General features: G+C 69.8%; 15 protein-coding genes. 3 read left to right on the top strand and 12 right to left on the bottom strand.

Annotated elements, in window-relative coordinates:
• Window positions 1-273: 273 nt before the first annotated feature.
• A complete protein-coding gene (locus AC1DSZ_RS23980) occupies window positions 274-1,506 on the bottom strand; it encodes an alpha/beta hydrolase (protein WP_476840819.1) in 1,233 nt (410 codons plus the stop codon).
• Window positions 1,507-1,725: 219 nt separating this feature from the next.
• A complete protein-coding gene (locus tag AC1DSZ_RS23975) occupies window positions 1,726-2,934 on the bottom strand; it encodes an alpha/beta hydrolase (protein ID WP_476840818.1) in 1,209 nt (402 codons plus the stop codon).
• 329 nt (window positions 2,935-3,263) lie between these two features.
• Between AC1DSZ_RS23975 and meaB the strand changes: the two genes are divergently transcribed.
• Window positions 3,264-4,259 carry a methylmalonyl Co-A mutase-associated GTPase MeaB gene (gene meaB / locus AC1DSZ_RS23970; protein ID WP_476840817.1) on the top strand — a complete coding sequence of 332 codons (996 nt, stop codon included), beginning with the start codon at window positions 3,264-3,266 and terminating at the stop codon, window positions 4,257-4,259.
• A 96-nt stretch (window positions 4,260-4,355) separates the two neighbouring features.
• On the opposite strand, the gene AC1DSZ_RS23965 is transcribed toward meaB, so the two are convergent.
• From AC1DSZ_RS23965 to AC1DSZ_RS23950, 4 genes are all read right to left on the bottom strand, one after another.
• Window positions 4,356-4,781 carry a YciI family protein gene (locus tag AC1DSZ_RS23965; RefSeq protein WP_476840816.1) on the bottom strand — a complete coding sequence of 142 codons (426 nt, stop codon included), beginning with the start codon at window positions 4,779-4,781 and terminating at the stop codon, window positions 4,356-4,358.
• Window positions 4,782-4,832: 51 nt separating this feature from the next.
• Window positions 4,833-5,144: a c-type cytochrome gene (locus AC1DSZ_RS23960; RefSeq protein ID WP_476840822.1), complete on the bottom strand. Its 312-nt coding sequence runs from the start codon at window positions 5,142-5,144 to the stop codon at window positions 4,833-4,835.
• Between the two features lie 111 nt (window positions 5,145-5,255).
• A complete protein-coding gene (locus tag AC1DSZ_RS23955; protein WP_476840821.1) occupies window positions 5,256-6,524 on the bottom strand; it encodes a PQQ-dependent sugar dehydrogenase in 1,269 nt (422 codons plus the stop codon).
• A 154-nt stretch (window positions 6,525-6,678) separates the two neighbouring features.
• A complete protein-coding gene (locus tag AC1DSZ_RS23950; protein ID WP_476840815.1) occupies window positions 6,679-7,683 on the bottom strand; it encodes an asparaginase in 1,005 nt (334 codons plus the stop codon).
• A 181-nt stretch (window positions 7,684-7,864) separates the two neighbouring features.
• On the opposite strand from AC1DSZ_RS23950, the gene AC1DSZ_RS23945 reads away from it, so the two are divergent.
• Together AC1DSZ_RS23945 and AC1DSZ_RS23940 are read left to right on the top strand one after the other, a co-directional pair.
• Complete coding sequence (locus AC1DSZ_RS23945) at window positions 7,865-8,692, top strand: alpha/beta hydrolase (RefSeq protein WP_476840814.1); 828 nt, start codon at window positions 7,865-7,867, stop codon at window positions 8,690-8,692.
• A 59-nt stretch (window positions 8,693-8,751) separates the two neighbouring features.
• Window positions 8,752-8,988, top strand: coding sequence for an Lrp/AsnC ligand binding domain-containing protein (locus tag AC1DSZ_RS23940; protein WP_188516785.1), 237 nt, complete (start codon window positions 8,752-8,754; stop codon window positions 8,986-8,988).
• A gap of 384 nt (window positions 8,989-9,372) precedes the next feature.
• Here the strand turns inward: AC1DSZ_RS23940 and AC1DSZ_RS23935 are convergent, their stop codons facing one another.
• From AC1DSZ_RS23935 to AC1DSZ_RS23910, 6 genes are all read right to left on the bottom strand, one after another.
• Entirely contained in the window at window positions 9,373-10,140 is a 768-nt protein-coding gene (locus tag AC1DSZ_RS23935; protein WP_476840813.1) for a DUF3750 domain-containing protein, read from the bottom strand.
• 71 nt (window positions 10,141-10,211) lie between these two features.
• The gene (locus tag AC1DSZ_RS23930; protein WP_476840820.1) at window positions 10,212-10,625 is read right to left on the bottom strand and encodes a type II toxin-antitoxin system VapC family toxin; all 414 of its coding nucleotides are present in this window, start codon (window positions 10,623-10,625) and stop codon (window positions 10,212-10,214) included.
• A 2-nt stretch (window positions 10,626-10,627) separates the two neighbouring features.
• Window positions 10,628-10,918, bottom strand: a complete 291-nt coding sequence (locus tag AC1DSZ_RS23925) for a FitA-like ribbon-helix-helix domain-containing protein (protein WP_476840812.1) — start codon at window positions 10,916-10,918, stop codon at window positions 10,628-10,630.
• Between the two features lie 124 nt (window positions 10,919-11,042).
• A complete protein-coding gene (gene scpA / locus AC1DSZ_RS23920) occupies window positions 11,043-13,193 on the bottom strand; it encodes a methylmalonyl-CoA mutase (protein ID WP_476840811.1) in 2,151 nt (716 codons plus the stop codon).
• An 89-nt stretch (window positions 13,194-13,282) separates the two neighbouring features.
• Entirely contained in the window at window positions 13,283-15,184 is a 1,902-nt protein-coding gene (locus AC1DSZ_RS23915) for a methylmalonyl-CoA mutase subunit beta (protein ID WP_476840810.1), read from the bottom strand.
• Window positions 15,185-15,789: 605 nt separating this feature from the next.
• Window positions 15,790-16,200 (bottom strand): DUF4332 domain-containing protein, encoded by a 411-nt coding sequence (locus AC1DSZ_RS23910; protein ID WP_476840809.1) that lies wholly within the window; start codon window positions 16,198-16,200, stop codon window positions 15,790-15,792.
• Window positions 16,201-16,270 lie beyond the last annotated feature (70 nt).

Genomic DNA, 16,270 nt, shown 5'->3' with positions numbered 1-16,270 from the left:
GCGAGGGGGCTGAAACAGCCGCCCCACCCTCCCGTCATCCCCGGCGGCGCGCAGCGCCGGGAAGGGGATCCAGGGCCGCCGCGCTCACTCCTGGATCCCCTTCCCGACCTGCTGCGCAGGTCGCCGGGGATGACGGCGAGGCGGTGGAGAGGCCGGGGCCACCCTGGCGTCATTGCGAGCGACAGCGAAGCGATCCAGCCTAACTCCGGGCCTTTAGGCTGGATTGCTTCGCCTCTGGCTCGCAATGACGGCGAGGCGGTGGGGCCAAGCGCGCTAGCGGATGGAGGTCGAGGGGGTCTGTGCCGCTCCGGGGGCGAGGAGTGGGGCGGTGCTGACGGGGGCCGGGATGGCGGGGGCGACGCCGTCGCCGGCGTAGGGGGTGGGTGAGCCGGCCTGCGGGTCGATGAAGGACTGGGCCTGCTTGTTTTCCATGCCCTTGTCTTCGGTCCGCACCGTGGCGAGTTGCGTGCCGATGGACTGCACGACGCTGGGGGCTTCCGCGAAGGTGACGTGGCGGAACATGTCGGAGCTCTTGGTCTTCGACAGGTCGTAGACGCGAACGTTGAGGCCCTTGAGGTCGTCGACGTGCTCGGGATTGCTGAGGTCCAGCGCGCCGAGGCGCATGCGGTCGCCCGCGAGCGTGCTCGACACCGACAGGGCCCGGTCGTCCGCGGCGGCGAAAACCGACACGCGCGCGACGGAGCCGAGGCGGCTCATCTGGGCTCGGAAAACATCGAGATCGATATCGGGCGCGGCGAGCATGACCTCGCCGAGATGGCCGCCGAGATCGGCCTTGCCGCCGATGGCGGCTTGCCGCATGGCCTCCATGGCGAGCCACGTGCCCATGGAGTGGGCCAGGATGTGGACACGGCCGACGCCGGGCGCCTGGCCGAGATCCTCGATGAGCTTCTCGAGGTGATCGCGCGAGGCCGTGGCGCTTTCCTTGTCGGAGCCATAGGCCAGGATCTGGGCGCGCGACGGCCAGGTGAACAGCACGGGCACGCCATTGAAGCCCGAATCGGCCACGATCTGGGCGAGGCGGAGCCGGGCCTCGTCGTAATTGGTGTTGAAGCCGTGCACGAAGACCAGCACGTCGCGGCTGACGCCGACGCGGCCGGAGAGCTGCGTGGCGATCTCCTGCTGGAAGCGCTGGGCGTCGAGCTTGCGCTCGCCCTCGATCACGAAATGGCGGCTGGGGCTGGGCGAGCCGAAGCTCGGCTTCTCGATGACGCCGGGCTGATGGCCGGGCGGGATGCTGATCGCCGACAGGTTGAAGCGCGGAATGCGGGATGAGTCGCCGCTCTCGGGCTTGCGTGTGGAGGCCACGAAAATCCGCGTGACGCGGCCCTGCTCGGACGCGCCGGAGCCCAGCATGGCGGACACGCCAGCAAGGCCGCCCGCATTCGCGCCGCAGCCCGCCACCGCGAGCGCCAGCATGAGCGCGGCGGCCCCGCGCAGCGCCCGCCGCTGCGTCGCGACGGCTGAACCCTTCGTGCAAGACGGCACGGCAACCCCTTCCGGATCTTTGCGAAACGGCCCCGCCAGGCGGCGGCCTTCGCCCCAGTTCGCTCCGCCGGGCTTAAGCGCACGTTAACGACGCGCAAGCGGCGGTTCCCGCAACGCTATCAGGGCGCAACGTGTCGCAATTGGGACCGGAGGCGCGACTGCGTGTTGTTCCCGACCGGCTGCGGCCTGCGGGACACAGTTGGCGGCGGCCACGTTCGTTTATTGGGCCGCCTGCTCGAGCACGCTCCCGGCCGCGTTGGCGGCGCCGCCGAGCACGGCGGTCGGCACCGCGGTCGCCACGCTGGCGGCGGTTCCGACGGTGGTTCCGAGCGTGGCGCCCAGCGCGACGAGCCCCTCGCCGAGGCCGGGACCGCGCGTCTCGATGCCGTTGTCGGTGGCGAGCCGCCGGCCGATGAGCTGCACGACCTGCGGCGACTCGGCGAATTTCGTGTGGTTGGTGGAATCGTCCACCCGGATCGACGAGAGATCGTAGATCGTGATGTTGCTGGCCGCGAGGCGGGCGATGACCTCCGGATCCGAGACCACGGTGGCGCCGGCGCGGGCCGTGCCGCCCCAGACGTATTTCGAGATCGAGAGCGCCTTGTCGTCGGCGCTGACGAACACCGTCATGGGCAGCTTGAGCGGCGCGACGGTGGCGAGCTGGCGGCGGAAGACGTCGACATCGATGTCGGGCGCGGCGAGCATGATCTGGCCGAGCTTGCCGCCGAAGCGGCCGTCGCCCCGGATGGCGGCCTGCCGCATGGTCTCCATGGTGAGCATGTTGCCCATGCTGTGGGCCAGGATGTCGATCTTGCCCGCGCCCGAGCGGGTGGCGAGCAGCCGCAAGGTGGTCTCGAGATCGTCGCGCGAGTAGACGGCGCTTTCGCGATCATACGGGTATTGCAGCAACTGGCCGCGCGACGGCCAGGTGAACAGCACCGGAACGCCCTTGAAGCCCGAATCGTGGACGATCTGGGCGAAGCGGTAGACTGATTCCTCGAATGTCGTGTTGTAGCCGTGGACGAAGACCAGGATGGTGCGATCAGCCGGCGGGCGGCTCGCCATCGCCTTGCGGACGTTGTCGATGAAGGCGGCGTCCGACACGTAGTCGCGCGACGCGGTCACGAAGTTGCGCCGCGGGTCGCCCTTGGCGCTGCGGGGCCATTCAACCAGGCCGGAAACGTGGCTGGGCGGGATGGAGATCACCAGCCGGGCGTGGTCCACCGCCTTGGCGCGCTCGCCGTCGAACATGGCCAGCGGCTCATCGGCCGGGCGCGCGCGGGTGGTGGCGACATTGATGGCGACCAGCGCGGCGCCGGGCGGGATGTTCCCGACGGGCTCGAGCACGCCCTTGGGCGGACCGCCGGCGCAGCCTCCGAGCAGCGCGGCCAACAGGCCCGCCACCATCCAACGCGAAACGCCCGCCACGGTCTGCCCCCAGATATGCTGCTCAGAGCCTAGCCGATCAACCTCTCAAAGCCCTCATCCCCAAAAGCAGGCCCGCTTTGGGCCTGCGTCTCGAAGGACGAGGGGTCCAGCGCGCTCGATAATGATCACGGACTGGAGTCCCTCGTCCTTCGAAACGCATCGCCGGGTGCGATGCTCCTGGGGATGAGGGGCTCGTTGCAAGTCGACTATCCTGGAGATTGGTACTCGCCTGTCGCCAGGGTTGCAATGCGACGGATTCCACAGCCTTGAGGCCGTCGCGGCCGGCGGTGGTTGAACCCACCCGGGCGGCGCCGTAAGCCTGCTAAACCATGGCCGCTGCTCCCCTTCCGCCAGACGTCGACGACCTCGCGACCCGTATCGCGGCGGGCGAGCGCGCCGCGCTGGCGCGGGGCATCACGCTGATCGAATCCAGGCGGGCCGACCACCAGGCGGCCGCGCGCGCGCTGGTGCAGCGGCTGCTGCCGCGCTGCGGCGGCGCTTTGCGGGTGGGGATCACGGGCGTGCCAGGGGTCGGCAAGTCCACCACCATCGATACGCTCGGCTCCAACCTGACGGCGGCGGGCCACAAGGTGGCGGTGCTGGCCGTGGATCCGTCCTCCACCCGCACGGGCGGCTCGATCCTGGGCGACAAGACCCGGATGCAGCGGTTGGCCGTGGACCCGCAGGCGTTCATCCGCCCCTCGCCGTCCTCCGGCACGCTGGGCGGCGTGGCGGCGAAGACCCGCGAGACGATGCTGCTGTGCGAGGCGGCCGGCTTCGACGTGATCCTGGTCGAGACGGTGGGGATCGGCCAGTCCGAGACCACCGTGGCGGACATGACGGATTTCTTTCTCGTGCTGATGCTGCCCGGCGCGGGCGACGAGCTGCAGGGCATCAAGAAGGGCGTGCTCGAGATCGCCGACATGATCGCGGTGAACAAGGCCGAGGGCGAGGGCAAGACCCGCGCCCGCGCGGCGGCGGCGGAATACCGCGCCGCGCTGCACATTCTGGCGCCGAAGACGCCGACCTGGACGCCGCCGGTGATCACCATCTCGGGGCTCGACAATGTCGGCCTGGACGATCTCTGGGCGAAGATCGAGGACCATCGCGCCCGGCTGACCGCCACGGGCGAGCTCGCCGCGCGGCGGCGCGCCCAGCAGGTGAAGTGGATGTGGGCGATGGTGGAGGACCGGCTGTTCGCCCGGCTCCGCAACGATCCGGCCGTGCGGGACCGGCTGCCCGCGCTGGAGGCCGGCGTCGCCGACGGCGCGCTCTCGGCCACGGTGGCGGCCGAGGAGATCGCCGGGCTGATGGGGCTGGACTAGAGCGGCCGACCTGATTGCATCAGGTCAGCTGCTTCAGCTTCCTGTCTAAGCATCATCTTTTTCCACCAACCGGCAGCCTCTTGGTGGGATGACGCTTTAGCCGCCGCCTTCGAGGATGCGCCGGGCGTTCTCGTGGCCGGCGATGGACTCGGGCGTGACGGCGTCGCCGAAATCCTCCATCTCGTAGAGCGGGCGGATCTCTATCTCGCTGGGGCCGGGCATCGGGTTGGGGCAGCGCTTCACCCAGGCGACCGCCTCGTCCATGTCCTTGACGTCCCACATCCAGAAGCCGGCCACGAGTTCGCTCGTGTGCGGGAACGGCCCGTCGATCACCGTGCGGCCGTCGCCGTCGAACGCCACGCGCTTGCCGTGGCGGGAGGGCTTGAGGCCGTCGCCCGAGCGCATGATCCCGGCCTTGGCGAGCTCCTCGTTGAAGCGGCCCATGGCCTCCATCAGCTCGACGGAGGGCATGATCCCCTGCTCGCTGTCCTGCGTGGCCTTCACGATCACCATCACGCGCATCGTCGTTCACTCCGGCTCAGGGGCGCCTTGCGAAGAGGCGCCCTCAGCCTGTCACGGCTTTCCGACCACCTCAATCTCGATGGCCGCGTAATAAGCCGCGAGGTCGGCGATGTCGGCGTCGCTGAGGTTTGGCGCCACCACGCTCATCATCTCGTTCTTGCGCGCGCCGGTCTTGTACTCCTGCAGCGCCTTGACGAGGTAGGGCTCGACCTGGCCCGAGAGGTTGGGCGCCTCGGGCAGCTTGGAGCGACCGTCGAGCCCGTGGCAGGTCTGGCACTGCAGGGCCTTCTGCCGGCCGGCCTTCACGTCGCCGGCCTGGGCGGGCGCGATCGCCACGGCGAAGAGGGCCGCACAAGCGGCCATGGTCGCCGCCTTGCGGGCGGCTTGGGGGATGCGTCTCACGGCGAAACTCCGGGCTCGCTCAACTCCGGGATTGGCGCCGCGCCGGGATCAACCGGCGCGGCGTGCTGGCCCTTAACGTCCCTCGTAGGTGATCCGATACAGCGCGCCGGCGAAATCGTCCGACACGAGCAGCGAGCCGTCCTTGAGCACGGCGACGTCCACCGGGCGGCCGAGATACTCGCCGTCTGGCGTCAGCCAGCCTTCGGCGAAGACTTCGGTCTTGTCGGCGGTGCCGTCTTCCTTGAGCGTGGTCAGCATCACGCGGGCGCCGATCGGGTCGGTGCGGTTCCACGAGCCGTGCTGGGCGGAGAAGATCGCGCCCTGGTACTTCTTGGGGAACATCTTGCCGGCGTAGAAGGTCATGCCGAGGTCGGCCGCGTGCGCGTCCATCTCGACCTGCGGGGCCACGGCGGTCTCGGGCGGCGTCGCGTCCTTGTACTCGGCGGTGCGGACCTTGCCGCCGCCATACCAAGGGAAGCCGAAGTTCATGCCGGGCTGGTTGGCGCGGTTGAGCTCGCCCGGCGGGATCTTGTCGCCCATGCCGTCGACCTGGTTATCGGTGAACCAGAGCGACTTGTCCTTGGGGTTGAAGTCCATGCCGACCGAGTTGCGGATGCCGTTGGCGAACACTTCGCGGTTCTTGCCCTCGCGGTCGAAGCGCACGATGCCGCCGATGCCCCACTTTCCGTAGAGCTCCGCCTTCTCGGGCGCGGGCACGTTGAAGGGCTGGCCGAGCGTGACGTAGAGCTTGTCGTCCGGCCCGATGCGGCAGACGCGGGCGGTGTGGTTGTAGCTCTCCTCCTCCTTGGGGATGAGGTCGCCCTGCGCGACGATCGGCACCGCCACCACGTCCGGGCTCTCGTAGAAGAACTCGGCGGCCGGGAACATCAGCACGCGGTTCTGCTCGGCGACGAACAGGAAGCCGTCCTTGGAGAAGCAGACGCCGTTCGGGATCACCATGTCGATGGTGGACGCGAAGGCTTTCACCTCGTCGGCGACGCCGGACTTGCCGCGATCCGTGACCGCGTAGACCTTGTTCTTGCGGGTGCCCACGAAGGTGACGACGCCCTGCGGCCCCACCGCGATGTGGCGCGCATCCGGCACCAGCGCATAGAGCGAGATCTTGAAGCCAGGCGGAAGCTTGACCTTGGCGAGGTTTTTCTTGATAGCGTCGGCCTTGCGGCCCGTCTGCGGAACGAGCGGGATTTCCGGGGTCGCCCCGGTGGTCTTGAAGGCGCCGAGCTTCTCGAGATTGCCGGGCGCGTTCTGGGCGGAAGCGGCGGTGGACAACGCTGACGTGGCGAGCAGCGCAACGGCGGCAGACCACACGATGGTCTTCATGCTGGGCATCGATGCCTCCCTGGTGCGCCTCTTGTCGGGCGCTTGCGCAGGATGCATCAACGGTTACGGCTTGGGTAGCGGGGCGTAGTCGTAGACTACTCAACGCACGCCAGGCGCGCGTTTTCGACGCAGCTCCGGCGCCTGCCGCCGCCGTTCAGGCCAGGGCCCCGGCCGGTCGGGTCGCGCCGACGTCAAGGCCGTTCCAGTTGCGCTGGATGGGCCGGACATGGGGTTCGAGGCCGGCGTGCTCGGCATCCGAAAGCTCCAGATAGCGCCCGAGCAGCGCCGCCATGATGCATTCGGCGGCCCGCTTGGCGCCGTCGTCGACCTTGAGGGCGATCCCCAGCCCGAGTTCGGGCAGCGCCGCGCAATAAACGCCCTCAGCGCCCGTCTTCATGAAGACACGCGTGCCGAACAGCTCCATCAGCACGGTGTCGAGGCGGTTCTTGCCCGCCACCGCCCAGGGCTGGGCCGCGACCGCGTCGCGAATCCGGCTCGCCGCGCGGGCGCGATCCTGGTCCATGCCGACGCCGGCGCCGAAACGCGCGAAGCCGGCCGCCAGCGCGGCGATCGGGATCGCGTAGGTGGGGATGGCGCAGCCGTCCGTGCCGCGCACGTCGTCGCCCAGGGTTGTCCCGGTCATGCTCTCCAGGGCGGCCTTCACCTCGCGTTGCACGCGGTGCTCGGCCTGCACGTAGCCGGCCGGGTCCTCGCCGAGGTGGCAGGCGAGGCACACGAAGGCGGCGTGCTTGCCGGAGCAGTTGTTATGCAGGGCGGAGGGCCTCGCGCCCGAGGCCGCGAGATCGCGAGCCACCTCCTCGTTCAGCGGCCAATGCGAGCCGCATTCAAGGCAGTTCACGTCCCGTCCCGCCTTGGCGAGCACGCCCGCCGCAAGATCAGCGTGACGCGGCTCGCCGGAGTGGGACGCCACCGCGAGGGCCAGCTCCGACGCCGACAGGTTGTAGCGGTCGGCCGCGCCGCTCTCGATCAGGGGCAGCGCCTGGAAGGCCTTTACGGCCGAGCGGGGAAACACGGGGCGGGCGACGTCGCCCACGCTGAAGACGGTCGCGCCGCTCGCATCCACGACGGCGACCGCGCCGCGATGGCGCGATTCGACCACCGCGCCGCGCGTGATCTCGACCAGTACCGGGTTGTTCATCTCATTCTCCTGGGCGGCGGGGGTGCGCCGCCCTCTCGGGCGCGGAGAGTGTCAAAGCCCGCCCGACACCGCAACCCACAGGCGCTCCGAGCCTCCGCGTCGGCGGGCCGTTGTGAGCGGGGCGGCTCTTGTGGGCGGGGCGGCCTTGGGCCCATTCTCCGGCGCGAAGCGGGAGCATCGCATGAGCATCGACTACGAGGCCGAGTACAACAACCGGGCGCGCGTGCCCGAGCACCCCGCCATCATCGCCGGATGGGCGCGCGACGCGGCCGCCTACCGGGAGAGCGCGGGCGGTGAACTGGGCCTCGCCTATGGGGACAGCGAGCGCACCAAGCTGGACATCTTCGGCGACGGAAGCGGGCCGGTCGTGCTGTTCATCCATGGCGGCTACTGGCAGGGCCTGGACCGCGCCTCCTTCAGCCATCTCGCGCGCGGGCTCGTGTCGCGCGGCGTCACGGTCGCGATGCCGAGCTACGACCTGTGCCCGGCCGTGACGGTGGGCGCCATCGTGGACCAGATGCGCCGGGCCTGCGCGTTCGCATGGCGAAGGTTCGAGCGGCCCGTCGTGGTGGCCGGCCACTCGGCCGGCGGGCACCTGGCGGCCTGCATGCTGGCGACCAACTGGGGCGAGGTCGATCCCGCGCTCCCGGCCGGGCTGGTTCCGGCCGCCTATGCGCTTTCGGGCCTGTTCGAACTGGAGCCGCTGGTGGGAACCAGCGTCAACACGGCGCTCGGCCTCGACGCCGCCGAGGCGCGCCGGCTGTCGCCCCTGTTCTGGGACCCGCCGCGCGGCCGCACGCTGGACGCCGTGGTGGGCGGCGCGGAAAGCGCCGAATACCTGCGCCAGAGCCGCACCATCGCGGATGCCTGGGGCAAGGCCGGCGTGCAGACGCGCTACGAGGCCGTGGACGACGCCAACCATTTCACCGTGATCGCCCCGCTGGCCGACCCCGGCAGCCCGATGACGCGCCGCCTCGCAGCGCTGGCGGAGGCGGCGGGGCGGCCGTAGGGCGTGACGCCGCCGGACCACGGCGCTATGGTCCGGCGACACCAATCCAGGGCGGGGCGATGCAGACCTTTTTCGTCGAGATCAAGTGCAAGCTGGGCAAGACCTACGACGTGGCGAGCCGGCTGGCGGACGCCGAAATCGCGTCGGAGATCTACTCGACGGCGGGGAATTTCGACATCCTGGCCAAGTTCCACGTCGATGACGACATCGATATCGGCCACTTCATCGGCGAGAAGGTGCACCCGATCCCGGACATCATCGACACGCACACGATAATCACGTTCAAGGCGTTCTGAGCGGGGCCACCCCCGCCGTCGTTGCGAGCCAAAGGCGAAGCAATCCAGCCTAAAGCCACGGCGTTAGACTGGATTGCTTCGCTGTCGCTCGCAATGACGACAGGGTGGCCAAGGCCTTTCCACTACTTCGTTGTCATCCCCGGCGACCTGCGCAGCAGGTCGGGAAGGGGATCCAGGAGTGAGCGCGGCGGCCCTGGATCCCCTTCCCGGCGCTGCGCGCCGCCGGGGATGACGGGAGGGTGGGGCGGCTGTTTCAGCCCCCTCGCCGTCATTGCGAGCCAGAGGCGAAGCAATCCAGCCTAAAGCCACGGCGTTAGGCTGGATTGCTTCGCTGCCGCTCGCAATGACGACAGGATGGCCTGGCCGTCTCAGCCTCTCGCCGTCTCACCCTCGCGTCGGCGTCGGGTCCGCGTCGCCGATCACGGGCTCGAATGGCCAGCCGATGCGGCCGAAGCCGGGGAGCTTCAGCGCCGGCCGGCGCAGGTCGACGCCGGCCACGAGGCCGAGCACGTTGACCTCCAGGCCCTCGATCCACCCCACCGTTACGCCCAGCAATCCGCCGAACGCGACCTGCACGCCGGTGCGGCTCGGCGTGAAGCCGAACAGCGAGCCGTCGGCGCGGTAGTCCTTGCCGAGCGCGGTGGGCGGCAGCGCGATGCCGGCCTCCGGGATGGCGGCGAGCACGAAGTTCACGAAGGTGTTGGAGTTCGGCCCCGGCCAGGCGCGGTAGCCGCCGGCCTTGGAGAAGGGGTATTGGCGCACGGCCTCGCGCACGCGCGGGATCAAGGCCTCGGCGGTCGGCCCCTCGATGGAGGCGATCTGCTCGGGATCCTGCCCGAACCAGCGCGCATCGGGGGCCCAGTTGTCGGTGCGCACCGGCGAGCCCCAGCCCACCACGTCGTAACGGGTGTAGCGGGCGGCGCCGCGGTCCTTGATCACGATCCAGGTGTGATGCGCGAAGATGCCCCGCCACCAGCCGACCCGGCCGGCATAGACCCGCAGCATGGCCTCGGGCTTCTGCGTGGCCGGCGGCAAAAGGCCGGCGCTCGACCAGTTCGCGGTCGACCAGTCGCGCGGCCTGTCCTGCGCCGCCCACCAGGCGGCGTGAAGTCCGAGCGGAAGAATGAAAAGGGCGAGGAAACCGAGGAGCACGCGTTTGATCCCGAGCATGAGGGGAGCAAATGGTGATCCACGAAGGCGGAACCAAGGCGCGCCTTGCCCGATCAGGCCGCCTCGCTGATGAAGCGGACGTGACCCGCTGTCGCGGGCGAGCGGCGCGCGGCCGCGTAGAAGCGGCGGTCGGCGGTGACCACCGGCATGTCGAGCGCCTGCGCGAGCGCGAGATAGATGCAGGAATAGATCGGCTCGCTTATGATCTGCGCCAGCCGGAACGCCTCCCGCAGATGCGGGTCCGACGGCGACATCTCGATGGCGAGCTGGCTCAGGCGCCGCTCCATGCCGGAGAGCTGCCTTTGAGGCAGTTCGCCCCGCGCCGAGAGGGTGCGGAGCGCGCCCCGCACCTCGGCGGCCAGGATGTCGGGCGCGCGCAGCCGGCGGCGCTCGAGCAGCGCGAGGCTGGCCTCGGTCTCTTCGCAGACCACGAACCAGCTCAGCGCCACGCTGGCGTCGATCAGCATCTTCACCGGACGATCTCCGTCGGGTCCGGGCCGCCGATCATGGCGTCCCGCTCCAGGCGCTGGCTGCGCAGGACCGATACGGGGTTGCTGGTGACGGACAGCATCTTGCCGTAGCGGTAGAGGTCCGCCTGCCGGCGCGCCCAGGTCTGCTGGGCCTGGCCGCGCGAGTCGGCGAAGAAACGCATCAGGATGCGCCGCGCCTCGTCCTCGATGGAATCGTGGTGCTCCGCCGCGCCGCGGGCCAACGCGACGAGAACGTCTTGGGGAAGATAGTTGATGGTGATAGTCGCCATGCAGGCAGACTAGAACATGCGGCTTAACACCAAGTATCTTGATCAGTCACGAATGTAATCGCGCATTGGTTGTACTATTTGTAGATGCAACTAACGCGCCGCGCCGTTGCGGCAGCGCGCGGCTCTACTCGGCCGCCTGCCGCGGCGCGTAGCCCAGCCGCCGGTTGAGCTCCTCCAGCAGGCTCACGGCCGCATCCGCGATCACGGTGCCGGGCGGGAAGATCGCGGAGGCGCCGGCCTGGCGCAGCGCCTCGAAATCGCCCGGCGGGATCACGCCGCCCACCACGATCATGATGTCCGGCCGGCCGGCCTCCGCAAGCGCGGCCTTGAGTTCGGGCACCAGCGTCAGGTGCCCGGCCGCCAGCGACGAGACGCCGACGATGTGGACGTCGTTTTCCACCGCCTGCCGGGCGGCCTCGGCCGGGGTGGCAAAGAGCGGCCCGATGTCGACGTCGAAGCCGAGATCCGCGAAGGCCGACGCGATCACCTTCTGGCCGCGGTCGTGACCGTCCTGGCCCATCTTGGCGACGAGGATGCGCGGCCGCCGGCCGTCGGCTTCGGCGAAGTCTTCCACCATGGTCTGCACGCGCGAGACCGACATGGCTCCCACCTCCCGCTTGTAAACGCCCGAGATGGAGCGGATGTCCGCCCGGTGGCGCCCGAACACCTTTTCGAGCGCCATCGAGATCTCGCCCACGGTCGCCTTGGCGCGGGCCGCATCCACGGCCAGCGCGAGCAGGTTGGCGTTCCCCTGCGCGCCGTTGGTGAGCGCCGTCAGCGCCGCCTCCACGGCCGCGGGATCGCGCTCGGCCTTCAGGCGCGCGAGCTTGTCGAGCTGCTGCGCCCGCACTGAGGCGTTCTCGACCTTCAGCACGTCGATGGGCCGGTCGTCGTTGGGCCGGAACTTGTTCACGCCGATCACCGACTGCTTGCCGCCGTCGATGCGCGCCTGCGTCTTGGCGGCCGCCTCCTCGATGCGCAGCTTCGGGATGCCGGCCTCGATGGCCTTGGCCATGCCGCCGAGCTGCTCAACCTCCTGGATATGCTCCCAGGCCTTCTGGGCGAGCTCGGCCGTGAGCCGCTCCACGTAGAAGGAGCCGCCCCACGGGTCGATGATGCGCGTCGTGCCGCTCTCCTGCTGGAGGAAGAGCTGTGTGTTGCGGGCGATGCGGGCCGAGAAGTCCGTCGGCAGCGCCAGCGCCTCGTCGAGCGCGTTGGTGTGCAGCGACTGCGTGTGCCCCTGCGTGGCCGCCATGGCCTCGATCTGGGTGCGGACGACGTTGTTGAAAACGTCCTGCGCGGTGAGCGACCAGCCGGACGTTTGCGAATGCGTGCGCAGCGGCAGCGACTTGTCGCTCTTGGGCCCGAACGGCTTCACGAGCTCCGCCCACAGCAGCCGCGCGGCGCGCAGCTTGGCGACCTCCATGAAGAAGTTCATGCCGATCGCCCAGAAGAACGACAGCCGCGGCGCGAATTGGTCCACCGTGAGCCCGGCCCCGATGCCGGCGCGCAGATATTCGACGCCGTCCGCCAGCGTGTAGGCGAGCTCCAGGTCCTGCGTCGCGCCCGCCTCCTGCATGTGGTAGCCGGAGATCGAGATCGAGTTGAACTTCGGCATCTTCTGCGACGTGTAGGCGAAGATGTCCGAGATGATCCGCATCGAGGGCGCAGGCGGGTAGATATAGGTGTTGCGGACCATGAACTCCTTCAGAATGTCGTTCTGAATGGTCCCGCTCAGCTTCTCGGCCGGGACGCCCTGCTCCTCGGCCGCCACGATGAACAGCGCGAGCACGGGCAGCACCGCGCCGTTCATGGTCATCGACACGCTCATCTGGTCGAGCGGAATGCCCGAGAACAGCGTCCGCATGTCGTAAATGGAATCGATCGCCACGCCCGCCATGCCGACGTCGCCGCTGACGCGCGGATGGTCGGAGTCATAGCCGCGGTGGGTGGCGAGATCGAACGCCACCGACAGGCCCTTCTGGCCGGCCGCGAGGTTGCGGCGGTAAAAGGCGTTGCTGTCCTCCGCCGTCGAGAAACCGGCGTATTGGCGCACCGTCCAGGGCTGGTTCACATACATGGTGGGGTAGGGGCCGCGCAGATAGGGCGGCAGCCCCGGCAGCGTGTCCACGGCCGCCAGCCCGGACCGGTCCGCCTCCGTGTAGACCGGCTTCACCGGGATCTCCTCGGGCGTCATCCACGCGTCGCCGCCGGCCGATGGCGGGCACGCGACGGTCTCGAACGGGATGGCGGAGAAATCCGGGATGCGGGTCATGGACGGTCCTTGCGCTCAGCCCAAATTAACATGCGGCCCGCGGCCCCGTCGAACAGCGGCGCCACGGCAATAAGTCTGAGGGCGTCCGCTCACCCCAGCGCCGCCTGCGCGTCGCGCAACGCCGCCGCCACGTCCATGCCGGCGAACACGAAGCCGCCGACGCCCGCGGCCGTGAGCGCCGCCTCCATCTCGCCGGGCCTGCCCGCCAGATACACGCGCCGCGCTCCCGCGCCGACCAGCGCCCGCGCGGCATCGGCCGCCTCGCGTCCGTAGATCTCGTCCGACGCGCACAGGCAGGCCAGCGGCGCGCCGCTCGCCCGGAACGCCCCCACGAGCGCTTCGAGATCCGTGGCGCCGTCCGCCCGCGCGAAGCCGTCATTCGACACGGCCGCGATCCCGCCTGCCTCGAACAGGTTCTTGGCGAACGTCGCCCGCGCGGTGAACGCCGATATGGGCCCGAGATTGGCCAGGAACACGCTTGGCTGGCCCCCCGCCGCCCGCATGGCGTCGGCCGCGTCGCGCAACGCCTCGAAGGGCTCGGCCGGCCGCCACGCCGGCAGCGGCGCGACGCCGGAGAACATCGGCGCCGGCGCCGCCGGCGGCATCGCCGCCAGCACGTCCACGGGCGTCTCGCGCACGTCCGGGAACTCGCTCACGCCCGTGATCGCGTCCTTGCGGCGCGCCGCCGCCTTCTCGCGCTCGGCGCGCGTCGCCGCGATCCTGCCCTGCAGCAGTCCGGCCTCCAGCGCGGCCGGCAGGCCTCCCGCCTTCTCGATCTCCTGCAGCAGCGTCCAGGCGGCGCCGCAGAGTTCGTCCGTCAGCGCCTCCAGCCCGCCCGCGCCGGCGGCCGGGTCGGCCACCTTGGCGAGGTTGCTTTCCTCCAGCAGCACCAGCTGCGTGTTACGCGCCACGCGCCGCGCGAAGGCGTCCGGCAGGCCGAGCGCCTGCGTGAACGGCAGCACGCTGATGCTGTCGGCCCCGCCGACGCCGGCCGAAAACACCGCCACGGTCTGGCGCAGCAGGTTCACCCAGGGGTCGCGGCGCGTCATCATGCGCCACGCCGTCTCGGCATGAATGCGGATCGGCCGCGGCGCGAGCCCGCACGCCGCCTCAACCCGCGCCCACAACCGCCGCAGCGCCCGGAACTTCGCGATGGTCAGGAACTGGTCCGCATCCGCGGCCAGCCGAAAGCCGATCAACCCGCGCGCCGCGTCGAGGTCGAACCCGCCCGCCTCCAGAGCCCGCCAATAGGTGAGCGCCGACGCCACCGCATAAGCGAGCTCCTGCGCTTCCGATCCGCCGGCCGCATGCACGATCCGGCCATCCGCAGCCGCGATCGGCCCCTTGAACCCGCGATCCGCGATCGAGCGGGTCGTTTCGGCGAACATCCCGGCCAGTTGCGGCCACGCGACGGGCAGGCCGCCCAGCATCAGCATCTGCCCCATGGGGTCGTAGCCGAATGCGATGCTGACCTCGCCCGGAAGATGCCCACGCGCCACCACGAGCGCGGCGATGGCTTCGGCCGCGTCCTTGCACGCAAAGGAGAGGTCGATCTCAAGGTGGATAGCGTCCAGCATCACGCCGTCCAGCGCCGCCGCCACGGTCTCGCGCGAGCCGTCCGGGAGGCCGAACCCATGCGCGCCCTGCGCGCCCGCGAACACGAGCTGCAACCCGGTCGCGCCGCCTTCCAGGTCCGTCATCGCCTGCGCGTGCGCCTGCCCGACATCGGGATTGTCGACGCGCTGCAGCACGTTCCAGCCCGCGCCCGGCGCCCGTCCGGCGATCGGCGCGACGCCTTCGGCCTTCTCGTAGAGCGGCTCGATGCGCAGCCCGTCATAGGTGCGGCCCACCAGCGTGCGCTCGAAATCCTTGCCCTTCAGCACCGCATCCACGAGGGACGTCCACTGCTCGCGGGTCGGAATCGGAAACGAGGAGACGAAAGGCTGCGTCATCCGGGGCGCTCGCTGAAGGTCGCTGGTGGCCCCGACCATGCCACGCCCGCCCGTCCCCGCGCCACCCTCCGTTCGGCGAACGGTTTGGCGCGATGTGTTCCCGGTGGCGGGTGCGCCCCCGTCATCGCGTGAAGCGAGGCGACGAGGCGAGCCAGACGCCGGGTTGAGGCGCCGAGCCCACTGGCCCACCATTAGCTGGATTGCTTCGCTGCCGCTCGCAATGACGGGGTGTCCCCTATCCCAACGCCTCGCCGTCATTGCGAGCCGGAGGCGAAGCAATCCAGTCTAAAAGCCGGGCGTCATGCTGGATCGCGGTCGCCGCGCGCAACCACGGACCAGCACTTGCAGTACGCCGTCATCCCCGGCGACCTGCGCAGCAGGTTGGGAAGGGGATCCAGGGGCAAAGGCGCGGCTGCCCTGGATCCCCTTCCCGGCGCTTCGCGCCGCCGGGGATGACGGAGAGAGTTGAGCGCACCCCGCAACCGGGTGATCGCCGGGGAGGGTGTCCCCAGTCCCAACGCCTCGCCGTCATTGCGAGCCGGAGGCGAAGCAATCCAGTCTAAAAGCCGGGCGTTAGACTGGATTGCGTTTGCTGCGCTCGCAACCACGGGGAGGGCCCCGACGGAGGAACTTCGCCCGAACGCTCAGTATGTCAGCGCGGGCGTCAGCGACTTGGCGTCTTCCACCCACTTCGCCACCACGGTCTCGCTCGGCAGCTGGCGCACCAGCTTCTTCTTGAGGTTGGCGTCCGCCATGGCCTTGGCCAGGTTGGCGGCGTTGCGGGTGCGCAGTTCCTTCACGGTGTCGACGCCGGCCGCTTCGAGCAGCTCGGAATATTCCTCGCCGACGCCCTTAACGCGCATCAGATCGGCCATGTTGGCCCATTTCAGGATCTGGCTTTCATCGAGCCCGGCCGCGGCGGCGAGCTCCTTGCGGCCTGCCGGCGTCTTGGCGCGCTCCAGCAGCGCCGCCGTGGTGGCGACGCCGGCGCCCTTGAGCTTCTCGGCGAATTTGGGCCCGATGCCCTCGATGGTGGCGATGGAATAGGACGACATGAACGGCTCCCCCTTCTTTGGAAGGGCGCGGAAGCCTTTCACAGTTGGTCGCCGCGCCCCGGATCACGCT

The sequence above is a fragment of the Alsobacter sp. P4_H11 genome (assembly GCF_056400925.1).
The sequence above is the reverse complement of the archived record's forward strand: the minus strand, read 5'-3'. Positions and strand labels throughout refer to the sequence as shown.